26 protein-coding genes are annotated in these 21,001 nt (G+C 59.5%); 21 read left to right on the forward strand and 5 right to left on the reverse strand.

The annotated features are described in order from the left end of the window. Nucleotides 1-4 precede the first annotated feature (4 nt). The 4 genes from msrA (at nt 5) to ATO10_RS05635 (ending at nt 2,557) form a co-directional block, all read left to right on the forward strand. On the forward strand, nt 5-655 hold the full coding sequence (msrA, locus tag ATO10_RS05620) for a peptide-methionine (S)-S-oxide reductase MsrA (RefSeq protein WP_035249105.1): 651 nt from the start codon (nt 5-7) through the stop codon (nt 653-655). Between the two features lies 1 nt (nt 656). Then, complete coding sequence (locus ATO10_RS05625; protein ID WP_035249107.1) at nt 657-1,220, forward strand: P-loop NTPase family protein; 564 nt, start codon at nt 657-659, stop codon at nt 1,218-1,220. Between the two features lie 33 nt (nt 1,221-1,253). After that, entirely contained in the window at nt 1,254-2,123 is an 870-nt protein-coding gene (locus ATO10_RS05630) for a 50S ribosomal protein L11 methyltransferase (RefSeq protein ID WP_035249116.1), read from the forward strand. Nucleotides 2,124-2,197: 74 nt separating this feature from the next. After that, nucleotides 2,198-2,557, forward strand: a complete 360-nt coding sequence (locus ATO10_RS05635) for a hypothetical protein (RefSeq protein ID WP_051597967.1) — start codon at nt 2,198-2,200, stop codon at nt 2,555-2,557. A 120-nt stretch (nt 2,558-2,677) separates the two neighbouring features. On the opposite strand, the gene ATO10_RS05640 is transcribed toward ATO10_RS05635, so the two are convergent. Further along, nucleotides 2,678-2,863, reverse strand: a complete 186-nt coding sequence (locus ATO10_RS05640) for a DUF1127 domain-containing protein (RefSeq protein WP_035249118.1) — start codon at nt 2,861-2,863, stop codon at nt 2,678-2,680. A 213-nt stretch (nt 2,864-3,076) separates the two neighbouring features. Here ATO10_RS05640 and ruvC point away from each other — a divergent pair, with 213 nt between their 5' ends. The 17 genes from ruvC (at nt 3,077) to ATO10_RS05725 (ending at nt 17,677) form a co-directional block, all read left to right on the forward strand. Then, nucleotides 3,077-3,580, forward strand: a complete 504-nt coding sequence (ruvC, locus tag ATO10_RS05645) for a crossover junction endodeoxyribonuclease RuvC (RefSeq protein ID WP_035249119.1) — start codon at nt 3,077-3,079, stop codon at nt 3,578-3,580. Beyond that, on the forward strand, nt 3,577-4,248 hold the full coding sequence (gene ruvA, locus ATO10_RS05650; protein ID WP_035249121.1) for a Holliday junction branch migration protein RuvA: 672 nt from the start codon (nt 3,577-3,579) through the stop codon (nt 4,246-4,248). The genes ruvC and ruvA overlap by 4 nt, the downstream gene beginning before the upstream one ends. A gap of 3 nt (nt 4,249-4,251) precedes the next feature. Next, entirely contained in the window at nt 4,252-5,277 is a 1,026-nt protein-coding gene (ruvB, locus tag ATO10_RS05655) for a Holliday junction branch migration DNA helicase RuvB (RefSeq protein ID WP_035249123.1), read from the forward strand. A 48-nt stretch (nt 5,278-5,325) separates the two neighbouring features. After that, nucleotides 5,326-5,952, forward strand: coding sequence for a hypothetical protein (locus tag ATO10_RS05660; RefSeq protein WP_035249125.1), 627 nt, complete (start codon nt 5,326-5,328; stop codon nt 5,950-5,952). Then, entirely contained in the window at nt 5,949-6,350 is a 402-nt protein-coding gene (gene ybgC, locus ATO10_RS05665; RefSeq protein ID WP_035249127.1) for a tol-pal system-associated acyl-CoA thioesterase, read from the forward strand. The genes ATO10_RS05660 and ybgC overlap by 4 nt, the downstream gene beginning before the upstream one ends. Before the next feature lie 99 nt (nt 6,351-6,449). After that, nucleotides 6,450-7,145: a protein TolQ gene (gene tolQ / locus ATO10_RS05670; RefSeq protein ID WP_035249129.1), complete on the forward strand. Its 696-nt coding sequence runs from the start codon at nt 6,450-6,452 to the stop codon at nt 7,143-7,145. A gap of 3 nt (nt 7,146-7,148) precedes the next feature. Continuing rightward, entirely contained in the window at nt 7,149-7,628 is a 480-nt protein-coding gene (gene tolR, locus ATO10_RS05675) for a protein TolR (protein ID WP_035249131.1), read from the forward strand. Between the two features lie 4 nt (nt 7,629-7,632). Next, nucleotides 7,633-8,733, forward strand: coding sequence for a hypothetical protein (locus ATO10_RS05680; protein ID WP_035249133.1), 1,101 nt, complete (start codon nt 7,633-7,635; stop codon nt 8,731-8,733). Next, on the forward strand, nt 8,733-10,055 hold the full coding sequence (tolB, locus tag ATO10_RS05685; protein WP_155886694.1) for a Tol-Pal system beta propeller repeat protein TolB: 1,323 nt from the start codon (nt 8,733-8,735) through the stop codon (nt 10,053-10,055). Before ATO10_RS05680 ends, tolB begins: the two co-directional genes overlap by 1 nt. Nucleotides 10,056-10,121: 66 nt before the next feature. Further along, a complete protein-coding gene (pal, locus tag ATO10_RS05690; RefSeq protein WP_035249300.1) occupies nt 10,122-10,619 on the forward strand; it encodes a peptidoglycan-associated lipoprotein Pal in 498 nt (165 codons plus the stop codon). Nucleotides 10,620-10,631: 12 nt separating this feature from the next. Further along, nucleotides 10,632-11,456, forward strand: coding sequence for a tol-pal system protein YbgF (gene ybgF, locus ATO10_RS05695; RefSeq protein ID WP_035249137.1), 825 nt, complete (start codon nt 10,632-10,634; stop codon nt 11,454-11,456). A gap of 4 nt (nt 11,457-11,460) precedes the next feature. Continuing rightward, nucleotides 11,461-12,696, forward strand: a complete 1,236-nt coding sequence (tilS, locus tag ATO10_RS05700) for a tRNA lysidine(34) synthetase TilS (protein ID WP_051597968.1) — start codon at nt 11,461-11,463, stop codon at nt 12,694-12,696. A gap of 69 nt (nt 12,697-12,765) precedes the next feature. Continuing rightward, on the forward strand, nt 12,766-14,682 hold the full coding sequence (ftsH, locus tag ATO10_RS05705; protein WP_035249139.1) for an ATP-dependent zinc metalloprotease FtsH: 1,917 nt from the start codon (nt 12,766-12,768) through the stop codon (nt 14,680-14,682). Continuing rightward, the gene (locus ATO10_RS05710; RefSeq protein WP_035249143.1) at nt 14,679-15,464 is read left to right on the forward strand and encodes a methyltransferase domain-containing protein; all 786 of its coding nucleotides are present in this window, start codon (nt 14,679-14,681) and stop codon (nt 15,462-15,464) included. Before ftsH ends, ATO10_RS05710 begins: the two co-directional genes overlap by 4 nt. 91 nt (nt 15,465-15,555) lie before the next feature. Further along, the gene (locus ATO10_RS05715; protein ID WP_035249144.1) at nt 15,556-15,870 is read left to right on the forward strand and encodes a chorismate mutase; all 315 of its coding nucleotides are present in this window, start codon (nt 15,556-15,558) and stop codon (nt 15,868-15,870) included. Beyond that, a complete protein-coding gene (folD, locus tag ATO10_RS05720; protein ID WP_035249146.1) occupies nt 15,867-16,769 on the forward strand; it encodes a bifunctional methylenetetrahydrofolate dehydrogenase/methenyltetrahydrofolate cyclohydrolase FolD in 903 nt (300 codons plus the stop codon). Before ATO10_RS05715 ends, folD begins: the two co-directional genes overlap by 4 nt. A 203-nt stretch (nt 16,770-16,972) precedes the next feature. Next, nucleotides 16,973-17,677 (forward strand): LytTR family DNA-binding domain-containing protein, encoded by a 705-nt coding sequence (locus ATO10_RS05725; protein WP_035249148.1) that lies wholly within the window; start codon nt 16,973-16,975, stop codon nt 17,675-17,677. On the opposite strand, the gene ATO10_RS05730 is transcribed toward ATO10_RS05725, so the two are convergent. The 4 genes from ATO10_RS05730 to ATO10_RS05745 form a co-directional block, all read right to left on the reverse strand. Beyond that, a complete protein-coding gene (locus ATO10_RS05730) occupies nt 17,674-18,984 on the reverse strand; it encodes a P-loop NTPase family protein (protein WP_035249150.1) in 1,311 nt (436 codons plus the stop codon). The genes ATO10_RS05725 and ATO10_RS05730 overlap by 4 nt on opposite strands. Before the next feature lie 80 nt (nt 18,985-19,064). After that, complete coding sequence (locus tag ATO10_RS05735) at nt 19,065-19,547, reverse strand: A24 family peptidase (protein WP_035249152.1); 483 nt, start codon at nt 19,545-19,547, stop codon at nt 19,065-19,067. Between the two features lie 7 nt (nt 19,548-19,554). Beyond that, nucleotides 19,555-20,412, reverse strand: a complete 858-nt coding sequence (locus ATO10_RS05740; RefSeq protein WP_035249154.1) for a tetratricopeptide repeat protein — start codon at nt 20,410-20,412, stop codon at nt 19,555-19,557. Between the two features lie 25 nt (nt 20,413-20,437). Beyond that, the gene (locus ATO10_RS05745; RefSeq protein WP_035249156.1) at nt 20,438-20,998 is read right to left on the reverse strand and encodes a tetratricopeptide repeat protein; all 561 of its coding nucleotides are present in this window, start codon (nt 20,996-20,998) and stop codon (nt 20,438-20,440) included. Nucleotides 20,999-21,001: the final 3 nt, after the last annotated feature.

The following is a 21,001-nucleotide window of genomic DNA, read 5'->3' on the forward strand; positions in this document are numbered from 1 at the left end:
GCGCATGCTCTCAATCTTTGGGGACAAGGATAAAATGGTCTCGCCTGAACAGGCGCTTTCGGGCCGGGCTCAGCCTGTTTTGACTGGCGCAGAGCACCATGTTTTTCACCGGCCTTTGCTGGCGGAATTACCGGACGGGATCGAACAGGCGGTCGTCGCTATGGGGTGTTTTTGGGGTGCCGAGCGGATGTTCTGGCAGCTTGATGGTGTCTGGCTGACCGGTGTCGGCTATGCCGGAGGCTATACGCCGAACCCGACCTACGAAGAGGTTTGCTCGGGCAAAACCGGCCACACCGAGGTGGTCTGGATCGCCTATGATCCTGACAGGATCAGCTATGATGATCTTCTGCGGGTGTTCTGGGAAGGGCACGACCCGACGCAGGGCATGCGGCAGGGCAATGACCGGGGAACGCAGTATCGTTCGGCGGTGTATACGTTTGGCGCGGCGCAGCTTGAGGCCGCAAAGGCCAGCGCCGCCGCGTTTCAACCGCATCTCAGCAAGGCGGGCCTGGGCCAGATCACGACCCAGATTGCGCCGCTGGATGCGCTTTATCTGGCCGAGGACTATCACCAGCAGTACCTATCCAAGAACCCGAACGGATACTGTGGGCTGGGCGGCACCGGGGTAAGCTGCCCGATTGGCACGGGGGCTTAGCATGGATCAGGGGCGTCGGATTCACATCATGGGAGCCAGCGGGTCGGGCACATCGACCTTGGCACGGGCCATGGCCAGCAAACTGGCGACCCAGGCGTTTGATACGGACGATTTTTACTGGATGCCGTCAGACCCGGCGTTTCGCGACAAACGCCCTGTGCGTGCGCGCCTTGAAATGATGGAGCAATTGTTCCTGCCGCGGTCTGATTGGATTTTGTCTGGCTCGTTCGCGGGCTGGGGGGATCCGATTATTCCGCGTCTGACCCATGTCATCTTTCTGAGTCTGCCGTCTGGCATGCGCCTGGCGCGGTTGCGCTCTCGTGAGCGCAAACGCTATGGCAAGCGGATCGAGCCGGGTGGGGATCAGGCCGGGGCCTTCCACAGCTTTCTGGACTGGGCCATGCAATATGATGACCCGCAATTCTGGGGGCGCAGCCGCGCCGGGCATGAGCGCTGGCTGCAGCAGATCAAACAGCCTGTAATCAATCTGGACGCCAGTCAGCCAATCGAGGTTCTGACCCGTCAGGCTGTCGAAGCGCTTGACCAAAGCCCCGTGGACGCATAGGCGGCGGGGAGTTTTCCCGACCGGAGCCAGATCATGCCGACTTTTACCGCCCTGACCACACTTGATGGCAAAGCCAGCGCCGAGGCGCTTGGCGCGGCGATGGAGCGCCTGAACCCCGAACCTACCGGTGTCGGCGTTTTCGAGATCGAAGACGATTCAGGCATATGGGAAGTGGGCGGCTATTTCACCGAAGAGCCTGACGCCGCCGGGCTGGCGCTGTTGGCCGCAATGCATGGCGCCAAGGATTTCGTTGTCTCGGAGCTGCCCGATGTGGATTGGGTTGCCAAGGTTAAACGCGAACTGGCCCCTGTCGAGGCCGGGCGGTTTTTTGTCTATGGCAGTCATGATGCGGCAAACGTGCCCGACGGGGTGATCCCGCTGTTGATCGAGGCTGCCATGGCTTTTGGCACCGGTCATCACGGCACCACGCTGGGCTGCTTGCGGGCGTTGGACGCCTTGGCGCAGGACGGGTTTGTCGGTCGCAAGGTTGCCGACATTGGCTGCGGCACCGCCGTTTTGGCCATGGCCGCCGCCAAGATCTGGAAAGATCCGGTGCTGGCCTCGGATATTGATCAGGTCGCGGTGGACGTGGCGCGGGCCAACGTTGCGTCAAATGGTCTGGAAGGGCGCGTCAGCTGCGTTGAGGCGGCTGGTTTTGATCACCCGGACCTGCGCGCGGCAGCGCCCTTTGACCTGGTTTTTGCGAATATCCTGAAAGGCCCGCTGGCCGCGTTAGCCCCGGAAATGGGCGAAAATGTGGCAAAAGATGGGTATGTGATTCTGTCTGGCATCCTGAACGCGCAAGCCAATGAAATAGAGGCCGTTTACCAAGAGAACGGGTTCATTGTTCACAGCCGCTCCGAAATCGGGGATTGGACAACTTTTTGTTTACGTAAAACCTGACCTTTCGGGCACAGTTTCGCCTTATTTCTAACGCATAATTGCCTTGGTATCTTATGTGTTAGGAGCGCGCGATCATGGCTGATCCGCAATATCATGAATTTAATCGACGACTGCGCCGCGTGGAGCGCGCCCATCGTCGTGGTCACGGGTTTGAAGCCCACGGAACTCTGGGCCGGTCGGCCTATACGGCGCGCCCGCGTCAGTCGAATTTCTTACGCCCTCTGATGTTGATCGTGGCATCGGGAATGGTGCTGAAGGCGCTGATGTTCATGCATGTTGGCGAACTGGACTATCGAACCCGGGTGGCGCAGTTGGAAAACGGACCCATGGTCGAACAGATCGGCGCATATGTGATGCAGCCGGATATGGCGACCAAGTGGCTGGCCGGCTTGTTTGAACTGGTGCTGACATCGCCCACACAGCTTAAGGGCTAAGATCATTCCATTGGGGAGGGCAACGACAGTTGCCTTGTTGGTTGGTCACGAGTGCAATGTTAAAAAAGAAACCCACCCGGTTGCCCGGGTGGGTTTTCGCATTCTGACGATGTCGCCAGCTTAGAACAGGCGTTCGATGTCGCTGCGTTTCAACCCGATATCGTCAAGTTCGCGCGCGGTCAGCTTTGACAGGGCGCGACGCGTTTGACGGTTGTTGTTCCAGATCGCCACGCGGGCAAAAAGGCGGTCGAGCCCTGTAGCGCTACGGCCAGCAGGGACAGCAGTATGGGTGCTCAGAGCAGTCATTTCTTTATCCAATCATAGAAGGAGGGGGGCTTTGCGCCCCTGAGTGAGAGCTAAAGTTTTCAAATCGCCCAAACAAGAGGCTAAAATTGCATATCAAGCATGCAAAACGTGCATATGGAAAACTGTCATCCCTCTGGCGCAACCGCATAGGCTCTGGCCGATGTTCTCTTTTCGTGCTAGTTCTGGGGCAACGATAAAAAGAGAGGGTCGAGCATGCGCGTATTGGGGGTTGATCCCGGGTTGCGCAACATGGGCTGGGGCGTCATTGAGGTGAACGGCTCGCGCATATCCCATGTGGCCAACGGTATATGTCATTCAAAAGGCAGCGATCTGGCGCGGCGGCTGTTGTCGTTGCACGCGCAGCTGACTGATGTGCTTGCACGTCACGCGCCCGACACAGCGGCGGTGGAACAGACCTTCGTTAACAAAGACGCGGTGGCGACGCTGAAGCTGGGTCAGGCCCGGGCGGTGGCCCTTTTGGTGCCCGCGCAGGCAGGGCTTGAGGTGGGCGAATACGCCCCCAACGCCGTTAAGAAATGCGTTGTCGGTGTGGGGCACGCCGACAAGAAGCAGGTGGACCACATGGTGCGGTTGCAATTGCCTGGTGTCGAAATTGCCGGGGCGGATGCCGCCGATGCTCTGGCGATTGCCTTGTGTCATGCGCACCACGCGCGCAGTGCCGGGCGTCTGGAAGCGGCAGTCAGGCGGGCGTCATGATCGGGAAAATCTCAGGCCGTCTGGAGTACCGCGCTGCCGATCACGTGCTGATCGACGTCGGCGGGGTGGGCTACATTGTGTACGTGTCTGAACGCACCATGTCGGCGCTGCCGGGCACGGGCGAGGCCGTGTCGCTTTATACTGATTTGCTGGTGCGCGAAGACCTGTTGCAGCTGTTCGGCTTTCCAAGTCTGATTGAAAAGGAATGGCACCGGCTGTTGATGAGCGTGCAAGGGATTGGCGCCAAGGCGGCGACCGCGATTTTGGGCACTCTCGGCCCCGAAGGCGTAGGCCGCGCAATCACTTTGGGCGACTGGGCCGCGCTTAAGGCCGCGCCCGGGGTCGGCCCCAAAACGGCTCAGCGTTTGGTGATGGAACTTAAGGACAAAGCGCCGGGAGTCATGGCGATGGGGGGCAGCTTGCCGGATGCGCTTGAAGGGCCTGCGCCCGAGGTTCCCGAGGTGATCGAACCCAACAAACCCGCCGTCAAACCTGTTGCAACCCCGCCCGCCGCGTCACAGGCCGAAGCTTTGTCGGCCCTGTCCAATCTTGGCTATGGCCCATCTGAGGCGGCGCAGGCCGTGGCACAGGCGGCAAGCGATGCGCCCGATGCCGCCACGCCCGAGTTGATCCGGGCTGCGCTGAAACTGCTGGCGCCGAAGGGGTAAGGCATGTCTGAACCCGACCCGACCCTGCGCCCCGAACCCCGCCCCGAAGATGCAGACCGCGCCCTGCGCCCGCAGGTGCTGGATGATTTCATCGGTCAGGCTGAGGCCCGCGCCAACCTGAAAATATTCATCGAATCTGCCCGCAAACGGGGCGAGGCGATGGATCACGCGTTGTTTTACGGCCCGCCGGGGTTGGGCAAAACTACGCTGGCGCAGATCATGGCGCGCGAGCTTGGGGTGAATTTTCGTATGACCTCAGGGCCGGTGCTGGCCAAGGCGGGCGATCTGGCGGCGATCCTGACCAATCTGGAACGCAATGACGTGCTGTTTATCGACGAAATTCACCGTCTGAACCCGGTTGTCGAAGAGGTGCTGTATCCGGCGATGGAGGATTTCGAACTGGACCTTGTCATCGGCGAAGGCCCTGCAGCGCGCACCGTGCGGATTGAATTGCAACCCTTTACCCTGGTGGGGGCGACCACCCGTTTGGGGCTGCTGACCACGCCGCTGCGCGACCGGTTTGGTATCCCGACACGGTTGCAGTTTTACACGGTGGAAGAGCTGCACGAGATCGTCACCCGGGGCGCCAACCTGATGGGCGTGCCCGCTGATGACGGGGGCGCGCGCGAAATTGCCAAACGCGCCCGCGGTACCCCGCGTATTGCCGGGCGGCTGCTGCGCCGGGTGGTGGATTTCGCGGTGGTTGAAGGTGATGGTCGGATCACACAGGCGATTGCCGACAATGCGCTGACCCGACTGGGCGTCGATCATCTTGGGCTGGACGGTGCCGACCGGCGCTATCTGAGCATGATCGCCGAGAATTTTGGCGGTGGCCCTGTGGGCGTGGAAACCATGTGCGCGGCCTTATCCGAGAGCCGTGACGCGTTGGAAGAGGTGATTGAACCTTTCCTGCTGCAACAGGGCTTGATCCAGCGAAGCCCGCGCGGGCGGGTTCTGACAGCCAAAAGCTGGTCCCATCTGGGTCTGCCCATGCCGCAACAGGGGCAGGGCGGGTTGTTTGACGGCTAGGCTTCAAGGCTTTAAGCCCAGACCAGAATTTGCGCCAAGAAGATGCCCATGACACCCGACCAGATTGAACAGCTGTTCACCCGTACCGACGGATCTTACCTGTTTGCCCGCTGGGGGCGCCCGATTGTACCGATCGTGTTCGGGGTCGAGGAAGAGACCCTGCAGGTGATTAAAGGGGCTTGCGAGGCGGTGGTCGCGCTGGCTGGTCACAAGATGGCCGAAACCGACCCCGAGCTGGGCGCCAACCTGATGGTGTTCTTCTTCCGCGAGTGGGATGAGCTGCTGGAAACCCCTAACCTTGATCAGCTGGTCCCTGATTTGACCGATCAGGTGGCGCGTCTGAAAGGGGTGGGGGCGAACCAGTATCGGTTCTTCCGCTTTGATGATGACGGCGCCATTCAGGCGGCCTTTGTATTTTTGCGCATGGATGACACGCTGGCCAAAATGGCGGCCGAGGATTTGGCGCTTGCGCAGATGGTGCAGGTGATTTTGTTATGGGGCGATCAGGCTTTTGCCGATCAAAGCCCCTTGGGTCGGTTGGAAAACGGCAGCACAGTTTTGCGCCCGGACGTGGCCGACGTAATCCGCGCCTGCTATGATCCGGTCATGCCTGCCAGCGCGCAGGACACATCCCACGCACTGCGCCTGTTTGCGCGTTTAGGAGCCTCCTCATGAGTCACCGTTTTCCCGTTCGCGTCTTTTACGAAGACACCGACATGGCGGGCGTTGTTTATTATGCCAACTACCTGAAATTTATCGAACGTGGGCGCTCGGAAATGGTGCGCGAGCAGGGGTTGGATCAGGGCAAACTGGGTGCTGAGCAGGGTGTTTATTATGCCGTGCGTCGGGTCGAGGCCGACTATCTGCGCCCGGCGCGGTATGATGATCAGCTGGAAGTCGAAACCATCGTGACCGAAATCACCGGCGCGCGGGTCTATATGGATCAAAACCTGTGGCGCGGCGAAGAACTGATCTTCAAGGCGACGGTGATGATCGTTTGTGTTGATAAAACCGGCATGCCGATGGCGCTTCCGGCGGAGAACCGCCAACAATTTGCGCGCGGCTTGGCATAAGCCCGCGCTGACGCAGTTGTGTTGGCAATTCCCCTTAAAACACTGTAGGCTTGCTCGTAATCAGAGCCGCACAAACGCGGCCTAACAACGAGCAGGCAAATGGAAACCCAAACCCTTGCGATGGCGCAGGAGATCGATTTCTCCATGCTCGCCCTTTTTGCGCGTGCGAGCTTCGCCGTAAAAGTCGTCATGATCCTTTTGATTGTTGCTTCGTTCTGGAGCTGGGCGATCATTATTCAAAAATCCCTGACTTACCGCCGAACGCGCGGCCAATCGGATGCGTTTGACCGCGCTTTTTGGTCAGGTGAACCGTTGGACGAACTCTTTGAACAGATCGGGGCAGAGCCAAAATCAGCTTCCGAACGGATATTCTCGGCCGGAATGATGGAGTGGCGGCGCAGCCATCGGCAAGACGGCGGCATGATCCCGGGTGCCGCGCCGCGGATTGATAGGTCGATGGATGTGGCCATCGCCAAGGAAACCGAGGCTCTGAATGGCGGTTTGTCGTTTTTGGCGACAGTCGGCTCGACGGCGCCATTTGTGGGCCTGTTCGGGACCGTTTGGGGCATCATGAATGCCTTCGAAGAGATTGCCTTGCAGCAAAACACCAATCTTGCGGTGGTTGCCCCCGGCATTGCCGAGGCTCTGCTGGCGACGGCTCTGGGCCTGTTGGCTGCGATCCCGGCGGTGGTGTTCTACAACAAGCTGTCGGCAGACAGTGACCGTATCATCGGCACCTACGAGGCCTTCGCTGACGAATTTTCAACCATCCTTTCGCGCCAGTTGGACAGCTGAACGATGGGCGCGGGTGTGGTGCAAAAGTCAGGTGGCGGCAACCGGAGACGCAGGGCGCGTGGACGGGCACGTGCGGCCGCCATGTCAGAAATCAACGTCACGCCCTTTGTGGATGTGATGTTGGTGTTGCTGATCATTTTCATGGTGGCAGCGCCGTTGCTGACCGTGGGGGTGCCGGTTGAATTGCCGGAAACCGCGGCGCAGGCTTTGCCATCTGAACAAGAAGAGCCGCTGACCATCACCTTGTCAGCCGATGGCGTGATCATGGTGCAGACCACAGAAGTGGCCGCCGCCGAGTTGATCGGTAAGCTGCGCGCCGTGGCCACAGAACGCGACAGCGACAAGATTTTCCTGCGGGCAGATGGTGCGATCCCCTATGAGCGCGTTGCGCAGGTCATGGGCGCGCTGAACGCTGCAGGCTTTAACAATATTGGGCTGGTGACAGACACCGGCGGACCCAGCCTGGACGGGCAGGGCGGATAGGCGCGTGAAGACCGGCTATTATATCTCAGGGATTGGCCATGGCGGGCTGATCCTGTGGGTTTTGGTGGGGGGGATTTTTTCCGCGCCCCCGCCCGAACCGTTGGAGGTGGCACAGGTGTCTTTGGTCTCGGCTGAAGAATTCGCGGCGCTAAATGCGCCGGCCTCGGCCCCGCGTGCCGTGGAAGAACCTGTTCAGCCGCCTGCGCCTGATCCGGTCTCGCCGGTTCCCTCGCCCCGGCCTGAAACCGCGCCCGACCGTGCCCAAGCGCCCGAGGTGACCCAGCCGGTGCCCGAGACACCGCCGGACGTCAGCAATATTGAAACCCCGCCAGTGACCGAGGTCGAAGACACCGCTCCGACGGCGCCGACGCCCCCGATTGAAGCGCCCGCCAGCCCAGTCATCGCGGAACCGACCCCGCCGCGCCCCGCGCCGCGTGTCGCCCCCGAGGTCGCACCGGCACCGCCTTTGGATGCGACCGTTGATGATACAGTGGCCGAGGCGACCGTGCCGTCTGCGGATGCCGCGATACCCGCGCCCGTTGTCGAAGAAAGCACCGCCCCCGAAGAAGCCACGACCCAAATCGTGACCGAGGCCGACCAACCTGATCGCAGTAGTGTCTTGACCGCGTCCCCGCGCCCCAAACCGCGCCCGTCGCGGCCCGCGCCTGCCCCGGCACCGGACCCGTCGCCCACGCAAAGCGATGCAATTGCGGCGGCGTTGGCTGAGGCGGCGCAAAGCCAGACCTCGCCCACCACCTCGGGCAATGGCACGGCGCCGCTTGGCCCCCCAGTTACGCAGGGCGAACGCGATGCTTTACGCGTGGCGGTCAGTTCCTGCTGGGTGGTTGATGTTGGATCGGAAGCGGGACGGATCACCGTGACCCTGGCCATGTCAATGAATGAAGACGGCACCGTGAAATCGAACAGCTTGCGGATGGTGTCCAACACCGGTGGCTCGGAACGCGCGGTGGAAAGCGCCTTTCAGGCCGCGCGACGCGCAGTTTTGCGCTGCCAAAAAGGCGGATATCCGCTGCCCCTTGAAAAATACGGTCACTGGAAAGAGATCGAGATGGTATTTGACACGTCGAACATGAGGATCAAGTGATGTTACGGATTTTGAGCCTTCTGCTGGTCTTGATGGGCCTGACGGTACAACCCGCGGTCGCCCAAGGTGGCCCGCTGCGGATCGTGATTGATCAGGGGGTGGTCGAACCACTGCCCTTTGCCGCGCCAGAATTCGTCGCCGAAACGCCGCAGGCGCGGCAACTGGCACGCGACATTACCGCCGTGGTGGTGGCCGATCTTGTGGGCACGGGGCTGTTTCGCGAAATCCCCGGCAGCGCCCATATCGCCAAGGTCACCAGCTTTGACAGCCCGGTGCAATATGCCGACTGGAAGGCGATCAACGCGCAGGCGCTGATCACCGGCGCGGTGTCCGTGGCGGGCGATGGGCGGATGAACGTGAAGTTCCGTCTGTTCGATGTTTACGCCGATGCGCCTTTGGGCAGCGGCCTGCAGTTTGCTGGTACATCTGACAGCTGGCGGCGTGTCGCGCATAAGGTCGCCGATCAGGTCTATAGCCGGATCACCGGCGAGGGCGGCTATTTCGACAGCCGGGTGGTGTATATCGCGGAAAGCGGCCCCAAGAACAATCGTGCCAAACGTCTTGCGGTGATGGATTACGACGGGGCAAATTCGAAATTTCTGACGGACTCCAGTGCGTTGGTTCTGGCGCCGCGGTTTTCCCCCAAAGGCGACCGGGTGCTTTACACCAGCTATGAAACCGGCTTTCCGCAGATTTATCTGATGGATGTGGCCAGCGTGTCGCGCCGCGCTTTGGCGGACCAGCCGGGTACCATGACCTTTGCGCCGCGGTTCTCTCCCGATGGCAACACGGTCGTGTTTTCACTGTCGCGCGGCGGGAACACGGATATCTATACGCTTGATCTGGCCTCGGGCGCCCGCAAACAGTTGACGACTGCCCCGTCGATCGAAACAGGCCCCAGCTTTTCCCCCGATGGCAAGCGGATCGTCTTTACCTCGGACCGCTCCGGTAGCCAGCAGCTTTATGTCATGCCCGCCACGGGCGGAGAGCCAAAGCGGATCAGTTTCGGCAAAGGGCGTTATTCGACCCCGGTGTGGTCGCCACGTGGTGACATGATCGCCTTTACCAAACAAAATCAGGGGCGTTTCCATATTGGCGTGATGCGCACGGATGGATCCGAAGAGCGCCTGCTCACGGCCTCGTTTCTTGACGAAGGCCCCAGCTGGGCCCCCAATGGCCGCGTGATTATGTTTATGCGGCAAGGGTCGGGCGCAGGCGGCACATCGGCGCTGTATTCGGTCGATGTTTCAGGGCGCAATCTGCGTAAAGTTCCGGTGCCCACGGCGGCTTCGGACCCCGCGTGGTCGCCGCTGTTGCAGTAACACTTCGTTTTCATCCCCCGTCGCGTTATGATTGCGGGCAATGGGCAGTATAAAAAGGTCGATAAAATGAACCTGATTTCGAAATTCCTGATGGTGGTGGCACTTGTTGGCCTTGGCGCCTGTACCGACCCGGCGCAGTTTGGCGGCGGCGATGGCACTGGCGGCACAGGTGATCTGGGCGCGGCAGGCGATCCGGCTTCGGCCGCGTATTTTCAGCAAACCGTGGGCGACCGTGTCTGGTTTGAGGTGGACCAATCGACCCTGACAGATGCTGCGATCCTGACGCTGGATGCTCAGGCCAATTGGTTGCTTCAGTACACCGAATACAGCGCCATCGTTGAAGGTCACGCTGACGAGCAAGGTACACGTGAATACAACCTGGCTTTGGGCGCGCGCCGTGCGAGTGCGGTTGAACAGTACCTTGTGTCCCGCGGCGTTGCGGGCAACCGTGTGCGCACAGTCAGCTATGGCAAGGAACGCCCGATTGAGATTTGTTCCGACGAGGCATGCTATGCACAGAACCGGCGTGGTGTGACAGTGGTTTCTGCAGGGAACGGCAGCTAAGGGGCTGACATCATGAAAGTTTTGACTGCTGCGTGTGTTGTCGCAATGTTGGGCGGGGCGGTGGCTCCGACGCAGGCGCAATCAAGCGAGACGCTGGCCGATATCCGTCAGCAACTGTCGGTGCTCTATGTCGATATTCAGCGGTTGAAACAAGAGCTTTCGACCACTGGCGGGGTGGCGGGCAACGCCGCCTCGGGCACCACCTTGCAGCGCGTCGATGCGATTGAGGCCCAGCTTCAACGTCTGACGGCCAAGACCGAACAGCTTGAATTCCGCGTTGACAGCGTGGTGCGTGATGGCACCAACCGCGTTGGCGATCTTGAATTCCGTCTGTGTGAGCTGGAGCCAAACTGTGACATTGGCACCTTGGGCGATACGCCCACGCTGGGGGGCGGGCAAATCGCTGCGCCGGCTGTTCCGGTCCCTCAGACGCAGACACCAGGGGCCGAGTTCGCCGTGGGTGAACAAGCAGACTTTGACCGCGCCATGGCCTCGTTGAATGCGGGGGATTACCAAAGCGCGGCTGAACAGTTTCAGGTCTTTGCAGTGACCTACCCCGGAGGCCCGCTCAGCAGCGAGGCGCATTATCATCGAGGTGACGCTTTGTCCCAACTGGGGCAGACGGCGGATTCTGCACGGGCGTTTCTGGAAAGCTTCTCGGGGGCGCCCAATGGGGCACTGGCCCCCAATGCGTTGTATCGTTTGGGTATGTCGCTGAAGGACCTTGGCCAAACGCAGGAAGCATGCGTGACCCTTGGTGAGGTCGGCGCGCGTTTCCCTGATGCTCCTATCACTTTTGACGCCAGGGCCGCCATGACCACGCTGGGCTGCTCTTAGGCCTATGGCGGGCATTGATCTGGCCGCGCGGTTTCTGGCCGGACTCCCCCCTGACTTGCCGTCATCGCTTGGGCTGGCCGTTTCGGGCGGCAGCGATTCAATGGCGATGCTGTATCTGGCGCAGCAGCTGAAGATTCCGCTGCGGGTTATCACGGTTGATCACGGTCTGCGGGCAGAGGCCGCGCAAGAAGCCGCGTTTGTCGCGCAGGTCTGCGCCCAAATGGGCGTGCCCCACGACATTCTCAAATGGCAAGGCTGGGACGGGCAGGGGAACCTGCAGGCCGCGGCCCGCGAGGCGCGATATGGGCTGATCGCGACCTGGGCGCAGGCCCATGGCATCGCTGCGGTTGCTTTGGGGCACACGATGGACGATCAGGCCGAAACCTTTCTGATGCGTCTGGCGCGTGGCTCTGGCGTGGATGGGTTGTCTGCGATGCGGGCGGATTTTAGCGCCTCGGGGCAGCGGTGGCTGCGCCCAATGCTGGCACTCAGGCGCTCTGAGCTGCGAGATCACCTATCTGGGCAGAATATCGACTGGATTGAAGACCCGTCCAATGACGATACCCGGTTTGATCGGGTCCGGATGCGGCAGGCCTTGCAGGTGCTGGGTGATCTGGGGATCGACGCCGCGACATTTGCCGATACCTCACAACGTCTGCGCATGGCGCGAACGGCTTTGCAAGGCGCTGCGATTGATCTTGCTTTGCGAAGTTGCACGGAATGCGCCGGATCAGTGAGTGTCGATCTGGAAAAGTTGCAAAGTGCAGCGCCAGAGACCCAACTGCGATTGACCGCCGCCGCATTGGCCTATGTCTCGGGTGCGGCGTATCGCCCGCGATTTGAGGCGTTGCGCGCGACCCTGAAGGATGTGGTTGCGGGCGAAACCCGCAGCCTTTGTGGGTGTCTGTTGATGCTCCGTAAAGGTCAGATGGTGATCCTGCGTGAATTTAACGCTGTGCGCGAAACACGCTGCCCCGTCGGTCAGCTTTGGGATGGGCGTTGGCAGCTGGCAGGCCCCGATGCCCCAGATGCCTACATTGCCGCGTTGGGGGAACTGGGGCTGCAAGCCTGCCCGGACTGGCGCGATACCGGGCTGCATCGGACAGTGCTATTGGCCACACCCGCCGTGTGGCAGGACGCGCGGCTGATCGCTGCACCGCTGGCTGGATTGCCCAATGGATGGCAGGCAAAATTGACGAAAGAGCGATCAAGCCTGATTCAATATCTGGAATCGCATTGAACCCGCGCCTGTTATCTCTATTTTAGGGGGATACCGGTTTTATCCGGCTCTTATTCTAAGGAGCATATCGTGGGCAACGCACGAAACATCGCCTTCTGGGTCGTACTTTTTGTTTTGATCCTGGCCTTGTTCAATCTGTTTAGCGGCGGCCAGCCGGCCTCGTCGTCGACGACGATCAGTTACAGTGAGTTTCTGGAGAGTGTCGATTCCGGGAATGTCAGCGCTGTAACGCTGGACGGAGAGAAAGCCTTTGTGACCCGGTCCGATGGTACCCGCGTCACAACGATCGTTCCGCAGGGCGTGGATTTGACCGACCGACTGCTCGAGCGCAATGTAAATGTTGAGGCTGAACCTCAGGAAAGCAGCGGGCTGGTTTCCTACTTGGGAACGCTTCTGCCCTTTCTGGTACTGATTGGCATCTGGATCTTCCTGATGAACCGCATGCAGGGCGGTGGCAAAGGCGGCGCGATGGGCTTTGGCAAGTCGCGCGCTAAACTGCTGACCGAAAAGCATGGCCGGGTGACTTTTGACGATGTCGCGGGCATCGACGAAGCCAAGGAAGAGCTGGAAGAGATTGTCGAATTCCTGCGCAACCCGCAGAAATTCAGCCGTCTGGGCGGCAAGATCCCCAAAGGCGCGCTGCTGGTGGGCCCTCCGGGTACCGGTAAAACCCTGCTGGCCCGCGCGATTGCGGGCGAGGCTGGCGTGCCCTTCTTTACCATCTCGGGTTCCGACTTTGTTGAAATGTTCGTGGGTGTCGGTGCAAGCCGTGTGCGCGACATGTTCGAACAGGCCAAGAAAAACGCGCCTTGTATTGTCTTCATCGACGAGATCGACGCCGTGGGCCGCTCGCGTGGCGTCGGCTATGGCGGCGGCAATGACGAGCGCGAGCAAACCCTGAACCAGCTGCTGGTTGAGATGGACGGGTTTGAAGCCAACGAAGGCATCATCATCGTTGCTGCGACCAACCGTCCTGACGTTCTGGACCCGGCGCTGCTGCGCCCCGGTCGCTTTGACCGTCAGGTTCAGGTGCCTAACCCTGACATCAAAGGCCGCGAGAAAATTCTGGGTGTCCATGCCCGCAAGGTGCCGCTTGGCCCTGATGTTGACCTGCGCATCATCGCGCGCGGCACGCCCGGGTTCTCGGGCGCTGATCTGGCGAACCTCGTGAATGAATCCGCCCTGATGGCGGCGCGTGTCGGCCGTCGTTTCGTGACGATGGAAGATTTTGAGAACGCCAAAGACAAGGTGATGATGGGGGCCGAACGGCGCTCCATGGTCATGACCGAGGATGAAAAGAAACTGACCGCCTATCACGAAGCCGGGCACGCTGTTGTGGGCCTGAACGTGCCGCAACATGATCCGATCCATAAGGCGACGATTATTCCACGTGGCCGGGCGCTGGGCCTTGTTCTTAGCCTGCCCGAACGCGATCAGCTGTCGGTCAGCTATACCAAGTACAAGTCCAAAATCGCGATGGCGATGGGCGGGCGTGTTGCCGAAGAGCTGATCTTTGGCGCCGAGAATGTGACCTCGGGCGCGGCCAGCGATATTCAGCAGGTCACCCGGATTGCCCGCGCGATGGTGACGCAGTTCGGTTTTGACTCGGAGCTGGGATACGTTGACTACGCCAACGAAAACGAAAGCTATCTTGGCAATTACCAAAGCAGCGGCAGCCACTCGGGCATGACCCAGAAAATGATCGACGATAAGATCAAAGAACTGGTCGACGAGGGCTATGACACCGCCAAACGCATCCTGACGGAACGTGCGCAGGACTTGGAAAACCTTGCCCAGGGTCTGCTGGAGTATGAAACCCTGACCGGCAGCGAAATCACCAAGGTGATCGCGGGTGAAGCCCTGCGTCGTGACGATGATGATGATGCTTCGTCTGACAGCGGCAACGCCCCTTCGGTGACCGCCATTCCTAAGACCAAGCCTAAGTCTTCGTCTGATGGCGGGATGGAGCCCGAACCCACAGCATGAGCCAGACACAGCGGCACGACTGGAACCCCGAAACCTATGCACGGTTTCGGGGTTTGCGTTTGCGCCCTGCCATGGACCTTTTGGCGCAGGTCGAGGATCTGCCCGGCGGACCGGTGGTCGATATGGGCTGCGGGGCAGGTGCCGTTGGGGCCGTGCTGAAACACCGTTTTGCCGGGCATTCGTTGATGGGTGTGGACAGTTCTCCGGCAATGCTTGAGCAGGCCGAAGAGACCGGCGCTTACGACGCGCTGACCCTGACGGATGCGGTGGACTGGCATTCGGATAGCGCGCCCGCGTTGATCTTTTCCAATGCCCTTTGCCATTGGTTGCCGGATCATGAAACGCTCTTTGCAGGCTGGGCCAGTACCCTTGCCAAGGGCGGGACGTTGGCGGTTCAGATGCCCCGGCAATACGAAGCCCCCTCGCATTCCGCGCTGCGCCTCATTGCCGCAAACATGTACCCGGACCGGTTCGATTTCACGGGGTGGCGCGCACCGGTTTCAACGCCCGAGGACTATCAGAAAATGCTGTCGCCTTTGGGGCAGGTCCGGATGTGGGAAACAACCTATTTCCAGACGCTCTGCGCCGTCGACGAGGGGCACCCGGTGCGCCATTTCTCTCAGTCAACAGCGATGCGCCCCTTTCTGGCGAAGATGTCCGAGGACGAGCAAAAGGGGTTTGTCGCCTCGTATGACGGGGCGATGGCGCGGGTGTATCCGTTGAACCCGGATGGCAGTGCGGTGCTGCCGTTTCGCAGGTTGTTCTTCACCCTGAAACCGTAGGCGATGGTAAACTCTTAACAAACAAGTTCATGACTTGAGGCCCGCGCTGCAGTGCAATATGTGAAGGGTGAAACTGCGCGAGGAGAACGGGATGATCCCGGCACGTGACTGTGCAACCATGGCAGAACTACGCCGTCAGATCGACCTTCTGGATGATCAGATCGTCGCGATGTTGACGCGTCGCGCCGGCTATATCGACCGGGCCGTGGAGCTCAAGCAAATCGAAGACCTGCCTGCCCGCATCGAAACGCGGGTAGAAGAGGTGGTGGACAACGTGCGCGCACGGGCCACAGACGCAGGTCTGGATCCGGATCTTACGGAAACGTTGTGGCGCCATCTGATCGATTGGTCGATCGCGCGCGAAGAGAGCGTCTTGGGCGCGGGTGATCAGGGAGATAAGCAATGACAGCACAACGGATTGACGGCAAAGTTTTTGCGGCGACGGTACGTGAAAAAGTTGCAGGCCATGTGGCGCGTCTGAAAGAGGTGCATGGCCTGATCCCTGGTCTGGCCGTGGTATTGGTGGGGGAAGACCCGGCCAGCCAAGTTTATGTACGCAATAAAGGCAAGCAAACGATCGAAGTCGGGATGAACTCTTTCGAACATAAGCTGCCTGTGAATACATCCCAAGAAGACTTGCTGGCGCTGTTGGACAAGCTGAATGCCGACCCTGAAATTCACGGTATTCTTGTGCAGTTGCCGCTGCCTTCTCATCTGAATGAAGACCTGGTGATCAACCGGATTTCGCCTGAAAAGGATGTGGACGGATTCCACATTTCGAACGTTGGCCTGTTGGCGACGGGCCAGAAGGCCATGGTGCCCTGCACGCCGCTGGGGTGTCTGATGATGCTACGCGATCACCACGGCAGCCTGTCGGGCTTGAACGCGGTTGTTGTCGGGCGCTCTAATATTGTGGGGAAACCGATGGCCAGCCTGCTGCTGCGCGACAGTTGCACCGTCACCATCGCCCACAGCCGTACCAAGGATATCGAGGCCCTGTGCCGTGGTGCTGACATTGTTGTCGCCGCCGTGGGGCGCCCGCAGATGGTGACGGGGGACTGGATCAAACCGGGGGCCACGGTGATTGATGTGGGTATCAACCGGATTGATGCGCCTGAGAAGGGCGAAGGCAAAACCCGGCTTGTTGGCGATTGTGATTTTGACAGCTGCGCTGAAGTTGCGGGGGCAATCACCCCTGTTCCCGGCGGCGTTGGCCCGATGACAATCGCTTGCCTGCTTGCCAATACCGTAACGGCTTGTTGCCGTGCCAACGGTTTGCCCGAGCCAGAGGGCCTGACGGCCTGACGCTGCGAGAAAAACGTTAACTTTTTCCCCTGTTATCTTAACAACATAGTTTCTATGTTCTGGCTCAGGTTATGGTTGTATCGCCGTGACATTTGTTGGGTTGCGTTACCCAGATGGTTTCGACTCTATGGGGCGAGTTTGTAAACGGTATAGTAATGAGAAGTTTAGTATCTGATTTTAGAGACACTTTTCGGTCTCCACTGTTGCTGATCGTTTGGCTGTTCCTTACCGCGATCGTCTCGTATTCGGGGCCATTTGGCACCTATATGGCCCTGGAATTGCCCACGCGCGCCACCTATTGGGGCTGTGTGGTGGCCCTGTCGATAGTTACGGGCTGCGCCATCAGGCTGATCGTGGAACACTTCATGACAGAGTCGCACCGGCTGGTGAAATCGCTGGTGCATGCGGTGATCATGTCGACGATTCTAGCGCCTCTGTTCTATCACGGCAGTGTGGCGCTGATGCCGGGGTTCAAGGATCAGATTCCACATTTGAAGGCACTGGCCGTTACCATCTTCTTTGTTGCCATTGCGGTTACGACGACCCGAAACCTGTGGATTTCGGCGCATACCCCGATGGCCCATCAGAATGAGGTCCGTCTTCTTGCACGGCTGGAGCCAGAGATGCGCGGACGTATTTTGCGGCTTTGCGCCGGGGATCATTGCGTCGAAGTCTATACCGAACACGGGACAAGCACGCTGCGCATGCGGTTTTCAGACGCGTTAGGAGAACTAACCGAAACCCCCGGCATGCAGGTCCATCGCTCGCACTGGGTGGCGCGTGATGCCATTGTGGGGCACATGATCGACAAGGGGCGGCTGTTCCTGAAACTGGAAGATGGCGCCATGGTGCCGGTTAGCCGCAACTACCGCTCTCACGTCGAAGAAAGCGGGCTGCTGGTGGCTTAGTGGATGATCTCTTCCTGACGCACGAACATGTTTGCCCAGGCGCGGTCGATCAGTTCGGGGGACATCTGGTTGGGGATGCCTTCAAACTCGCAGATGGCGATCATCTGATCGATCAGGAAGACCGGCTGATAGTTCGCATAAACGTTGTCGATTGTCGGGTATTTTTCCTGCAGCAGATAGATCAGCGTGTCTTCGTCCAGCGGCATCTTCTTTTTGCGCGCGATCAGGGCGAAGATTTTCAAGAAATCCTCTTGGTCGGGGCCGTCGATTTTGATCTTAAAGAAGATCCGGCGCAACGCCGCTTTGTCGAAAATCTCGTTCGGATGGAAGTTGGTTGAGAAAATAACCAACGTATCAAACGGCACCTCGAATTTTTCACCCGACTGCAGCGCCAGAATATCGCGGCTTTCTTCCAGTGGCACAATCCAGCGGTTCACCAGTGCCTGCGGTGGTTCGGCCTGACGTCCAAGGTCGTCCACGATGAAGACGCCGCCGGTGGACTTCAACTGCAAAGACGCCTGATAGGTCCGCGCAGTGGGGTTGTAGACCAAGTCCAGCATGCTTAGCGACAGTTCCCCGCCCGTCATCACGGTGGGGCGTTCACACAGCACATACCGCGTGTCAAACAGGCCGGTGCGTCGGCGCAAAGAGTTCGGGTCATCGACCAGTTCTTCGGCCGAGGAATGGACAATCGGGTCATAGACCGTGATCACCTGACCCGAGTATTCAATCGCGCGCGGGATATAGATTTTATCCCCCAACGCATCGCGAATCCCGTTCGAGATCGACGATTTACCGTTGCCCGGCGGGCCATACATCAGGATCGAGCGCCCGGCGGAAACAGCCGGCCCAAGCTGGCTAAGCAGGTCATCGGGCAAGATCAGATGGCCCATAGATCCGGTAAGCTGTTCGCGGGTGATCTGAAGGTTGCGGATCGACTGGCGTTTGACCTGTTCGGTGTAAACCGCCATGGGCACCGGCATGGCACCGTAGTATTCCGACTGCGCCAGCGCGTCCAAGGCGCGGGCTTTACCCGCATCCGTCAGCTGATAGCCCATCTCATTGCCCGAGTTGGCGTGCATGGTGCCGGTGGCCTCAAGCAGGCGCTGGCTGCGGGCCAGATCGACCAATTCCTGAGTGACGGGCACGGGCAGGCAGATGCCTTTGGCGATGGAAGATACGTTCTCCATGTTCTTGCGGAAAATCGTTTTCAACAAGATATCGCGCATCATGACCATCGGCAGTTGCATCTCGGCCAGAGATCGCGGCGCCGGCGGGGCCATCACGTTTTGAGTTTGCATATTCATTGCTCTGCCTCACCCTTTGCGTAGGTTTCAGCAGAGCATAGTCAAAGCCTGTGGCAAGAATTGGGCGTGTTCGGGGCGTGTTAATAGACGGAACGGGCCAGATAAACCACCAACACCGCGCCCAGAGCCAACCCCATGGGGAACTCTTTACGTTCCCAACTTTCCCAACCGGGGGTGGCGTTGCGCAACGGAGTAAGGCGGGCAACACGGTGCAAGGCGAAGGTTGCCAACAGCACGATCCCAAACAGGATGGCGAATTGCGTGACATCGGCAAGGGCAATAAAGGGCGCCATCGCAGCCGCAAACTTGGCATCGCCTGCGCCCAACAGGCCCAGCATGTTCATCACAAAGCCGACGATCAGCACGACAACCAGATGGCTCCAGCGCCACAGATAGGCTTCAAACGGCAGGGCCAAAAACCCGATCACTGCAAAAACGATCACCAACGCCAGAACGGCTTTGTTGGGGATCAGCATCGTTTTCATGTCGCTCCAGGCCACCCAAAGGCAGATCGGCGCAGCGAAGGGCAAGGCCCACATGGCGAAATTCGCGTTTTCAATCATGTCGGACTCAGTTCGTGACGTTGGATTCTAGCGCGCGCAGAGACCGTGCGGCTTCTTCGAAATGCTGCGGGTGCGTGTCGATGGCCTCTTCCAGCAGGCCCTGACCAATGGCCACGTCGCCTTGCTTGATCGCGCTCAGCGCCAGCGTATACAGCAATTGCGCTTTCTCGATCTGTGACACGTCAATCACCGGCATCTGGTACTTGCGTTGTGCGCCGCGCGCCAGGATCAGGTTGTTCTTTGCGGTGAACAGCGACTTGTCATAGGTGATCGCCTCGACGAACAGGCGCTCGGCCTCTTTGTAATCGCCGCGGGTCAGCTTGGAATAGCCCCAGTTGTTCAGCACGCTGGACGGGCGGGTCGTCAGCCCGACGGCGGTTTCATAGAAACTGTCGGCTTTCTTCCATTCCTTGTTCGCGTCGGCGATCATCGCTTCAAGGCGATAGCGTTTATAGGTTTCAAACGTGGGCGGAACGTCATCCAGAACCTTTTCCGCCAGATCCCAGTCACCTGCGCGGATCAACGCGTCGGCATAGTCGACCATATCGTCCGAGGTGGACTCGGGGTGGTTGACCACTTGTTTCCAGGTAGAGGCGGCTTCGGTGTGACGTTTGCCGCGCACCAAAGACCGGGCCAACCCGCGTTGCATATCAATGCGATCAGGTTGTTCGATCAACGCGGTCTTGAAGTAAGAGATCGCTTCGTTGGGATCAGCGACGCTTTGCATGATCTCGTTCAGGCTGCTTTCGTCCGACGAGATCACATCCTGAATGGCGCGATCTGCTTCTTCGCGGGTCTTTTCATGACCACATCCCGATAGCACAACTGCGCCGCTCAAAGCGGATACAAGGATAAAGTGGCGCATTTTTGCGTCCTTTACTGCTCTGTCCTCATGGTGTGGAGAGAAGCAGGTACTGCCCGTCGCCCCGCCGCACCAATTCGAAATTATCGTTATTGGCTTCATAATACGCGGGATTTTCAGATTTTGCGATAGCCAAGCGCAGATTTTCGCGGATTTGATCTGATCCGCCACTGTCCAGTGCGAAGGCGGTTTGGAAAACCAGCCGGGCTTCGCCCGTATTGTTTTGTTCCATCAAGACAACACCAAGGTTGTTCCAGGCAGGGGGAAACTTTTGGTCCTGCTTGATGGCGTCGCGCAACAGTTTTTCGGCCTGGCCCAGCCGACCCAGTCGCAGGTTCGCTGATCCAAGGGCTGACAGGACATCCGCGTTCAGTCCTTTTTCCCCCGCTGCACGGTAGTAAGCACGCAGGGCAAGTTCGAATTCACCCGCTGCCATCAGCCGATGTCCAACGATCAACCCGTCGACGGCTTGGGTGACCTCGGGCGTGCCCGCAGGGGCCTCGAACCCTTCATGAACCGGCGAAAGGCCGCCCGTCGTTTGACAGGCGGCCAATAAAAAACTTGCTGCAATCAGTATCTTAGGCGTCACGAT

Origin of the sequence: Actibacterium atlanticum, from assembly GCF_000671395.1 — a bacterium.
In the GTDB taxonomy this organism is placed as follows: domain Bacteria; phylum Pseudomonadota; class Alphaproteobacteria; order Rhodobacterales; family Rhodobacteraceae; genus Actibacterium_D; species Actibacterium_D atlanticum.

Coding starts and splice junctions, on each gene's coding strand:
- pal (WP_035249300.1), top strand. CDS start 10,122: ATGAACCTGATTTCGAAATTCCTGATGGTGGTGGCACTTGTTGGCCTT.
- ruvA (WP_035249121.1), top strand. CDS start 3,577: ATGATCGGGAAAATCTCAGGCCGTCTGGAGTACCGCGCTGCCGATCAC.
- ybgF (WP_035249137.1), top strand. CDS start 10,632: ATGAAAGTTTTGACTGCTGCGTGTGTTGTCGCAATGTTGGGCGGGGCG.
- tolR (WP_035249131.1), top strand. CDS start 7,149: ATGGGCGCGGGTGTGGTGCAAAAGTCAGGTGGCGGCAACCGGAGACGC.
- ATO10_RS05635 (WP_051597967.1), top strand. CDS start 2,198: ATGGCTGATCCGCAATATCATGAATTTAATCGACGACTGCGCCGCGTG.
- ybgC (WP_035249127.1), top strand. CDS start 5,949: ATGAGTCACCGTTTTCCCGTTCGCGTCTTTTACGAAGACACCGACATG.
- tolB (WP_155886694.1), top strand. CDS start 8,733: ATGTTACGGATTTTGAGCCTTCTGCTGGTCTTGATGGGCCTGACGGTA.
- msrA (WP_035249105.1), top strand. CDS start 5: ATGCTCTCAATCTTTGGGGACAAGGATAAAATGGTCTCGCCTGAACAG.
- ATO10_RS05735 (WP_035249152.1), bottom strand. CDS start 19,547: ATGATTGAAAACGCGAATTTCGCCATGTGGGCCTTGCCCTTCGCTGCG.
- ATO10_RS05630 (WP_035249116.1), top strand. CDS start 1,254: ATGCCGACTTTTACCGCCCTGACCACACTTGATGGCAAAGCCAGCGCC.
- ATO10_RS05715 (WP_035249144.1), top strand. CDS start 15,556: ATGATCCCGGCACGTGACTGTGCAACCATGGCAGAACTACGCCGTCAG.
- ATO10_RS05710 (WP_035249143.1), top strand. CDS start 14,679: ATGAGCCAGACACAGCGGCACGACTGGAACCCCGAAACCTATGCACGG.
- ATO10_RS05660 (WP_035249125.1), top strand. CDS start 5,326: ATGACACCCGACCAGATTGAACAGCTGTTCACCCGTACCGACGGATCT.
- ATO10_RS05640 (WP_035249118.1), bottom strand. CDS start 2,863: ATGACTGCTCTGAGCACCCATACTGCTGTCCCTGCTGGCCGTAGCGCT.
- folD (WP_035249146.1), top strand. CDS start 15,867: ATGACAGCACAACGGATTGACGGCAAAGTTTTTGCGGCGACGGTACGT.
- tilS (WP_051597968.1), top strand. CDS start 11,461: ATGGCGGGCATTGATCTGGCCGCGCGGTTTCTGGCCGGACTCCCCCCT.
- ATO10_RS05730 (WP_035249150.1), bottom strand. CDS start 18,984: ATGAATATGCAAACTCAAAACGTGATGGCCCCGCCGGCGCCGCGATCT.
- ruvC (WP_035249119.1), top strand. CDS start 3,077: ATGCGCGTATTGGGGGTTGATCCCGGGTTGCGCAACATGGGCTGGGGC.
- tolQ (WP_035249129.1), top strand. CDS start 6,450: ATGGAAACCCAAACCCTTGCGATGGCGCAGGAGATCGATTTCTCCATG.
- ATO10_RS05740 (WP_035249154.1), bottom strand. CDS start 20,412: ATGCGCCACTTTATCCTTGTATCCGCTTTGAGCGGCGCAGTTGTGCTA.
- ATO10_RS05625 (WP_035249107.1), top strand. CDS start 657: ATGGATCAGGGGCGTCGGATTCACATCATGGGAGCCAGCGGGTCGGGC.
- ruvB (WP_035249123.1), top strand. CDS start 4,252: ATGTCTGAACCCGACCCGACCCTGCGCCCCGAACCCCGCCCCGAAGAT.